2 protein-coding genes are annotated in these 1,526 nt (G+C 62.4%); one reads left to right on the top strand and one right to left on the bottom strand.

Annotation, left to right across the window (positions count from 1 at the left end; all coding sequences use genetic code 11):
- The first annotated feature begins 19 nt into the window (after positions 1-19).
- Entirely contained in the window at positions 20-616 is a 597-nt protein-coding gene (rpsD, locus tag Q0176_RS03555) for a 30S ribosomal protein S4 (protein ID WP_299299299.1), read from the top strand.
- Between the two features lie 79 nt (positions 617-695).
- On the opposite strand, the gene Q0176_RS03550 is transcribed toward rpsD, so the two are convergent.
- Positions 696-1,436, bottom strand: coding sequence for a hypothetical protein (locus Q0176_RS03550; RefSeq protein WP_299299297.1), 741 nt, complete (start codon positions 1,434-1,436; stop codon positions 696-698).
- Positions 1,437-1,526: the final 90 nt, after the last annotated feature.

Genomic DNA, 1,526 nt, shown 5'->3' with positions numbered 1-1,526 from the left:
TTGAAGAAGGAGTGTCCTTATGGCAACCCGAAGAGAGCCTCGTTTTAAGCTGTGCCGTCATCTGGGAGTCAATGTCTGCGGTCATCCCAAGGCCATGAAGAGGGTGGATACCAAAAAGCCCATGAGGGGCGGGCAGAAGGTCTCGGAGTATGGGCTCCAGCTGCTCGAGAAACAGAAGATCAAAGCCTATTACGGGATTCTGGAGCGTCAGTTCGCCCGTTACTTCGAGATCGCCAAGAAGAGCCCGGAGATGACCGGCGTGGCGCTGCTCAAGAATCTGGAGTGCCGTTTGGACAACCTCGTCTACCGCATCGGCTTTGCCCGTTCCATCCGTCAGGCCCGGCAGATCGTGAGCCACGGGCATGTCCTGGTGAACGGACAGAAGGTGGATATCCCTTCCTACGGCGTCAAGGTGAACGATGTCATCGCCCTGAAGGAGAAATCCCGGACCAACGCGCTTTTCCAGGATAACTTCCAGGGTCTGGTGGCCTTCAACGTCCCCTACATCGAGAAGAATAAGGAGCAGTTCAGCGCGAAGCTGATTCGTGAGCCCATGCGGGAGGAGCTTCCCATCGATGTGAACGAGATCCTGGCGGTCGAGTTGTACTCCAAGTAATCCTCGAACCGCTTGGACCCCAGAGCCTTGATTCACCCGAACGACGGTGCCGCCTCTTGAGAGGCGGCATTTTTGTGGTTCAGGGCAGAAGGCTCCGGAGGCGCGCCTCCAGCTCCAGCAGGCCGGTCGTGAAGCCGTCGTGCCGGGGGGTGGCCTCGATCTCTCCCGCGGCCGTCCTCGGCATCCGGAAGGGCAGGAGCACGGGGGCGAAGTGCATGTGCTCGGGATGGTGGGCCAGGATTCGCGCCGAGATCCTGTAGAGCTCGAAGCAGTCCGCCAGGGAGACGTGCGCGCGGCACTCCCCGACCTCCGATTCGACTTGCCGCGTGGCCGCCGGGGGCGTCAGGGCCTTTGGGCCGTTGCAGACGACGTCGGCCGCCTCCTGGAGCCTCGGCCACTTGTAGGCGCCGCCACCGCGGCTTCCCGGCCGTTTGGGCAGCGCGCACAGCTCGGTGAGCCCCCGCATGGAGCACCAGCAGCGCAGGGAACTCTGGGCGAGCTCCGGCAAAAAGGCCAGGTCGAACCGCACGTTGTGGACGACGATCCCCTCGACATCCCAGTGTTCCCAGAACTCCATCAGATCGGGCCAATCCTCGATGAAGTGAGGCGCCGAGGGGATGTGCTCCCGCAGGGCCAGGAGCCGCTGGGGCGTCAGGCCGTGGATGCGGAAGAGATAGGGGTTGAAGGCTTCGGTCGGGAGGTAGAAGCGATTGAAGAACGCCAACATGCGCCCCGCCTCGTCGAGGACGATCGACGAGGCGGAGAGCACGGAGGAGCCCGCGTAACCGTTGGTCTCGAGGTCGAAGACGGCGAGGTTCAAACGGTGTTCCTCCCGATCGCGGCGCGGCGTTCGGTCATTGTAAAATCCTCCAATCGAGCCCTCCCGGGCGCATTTGTCAACATGGGGGCT

The organism is uncultured Fretibacterium sp. (assembly GCF_938040765.1).
GTDB lineage: Bacteria > Synergistota > Synergistia > Synergistales > Aminobacteriaceae > CAJPSE01.
This window is presented reverse-complemented; position numbering and strand designations above follow the sequence as displayed.

Coding starts and splice junctions, on each gene's coding strand:
- rpsD (WP_299299299.1), top strand. CDS start 20: ATGGCAACCCGAAGAGAGCCTCGTTTTAAGCTGTGCCGTCATCTGGGA.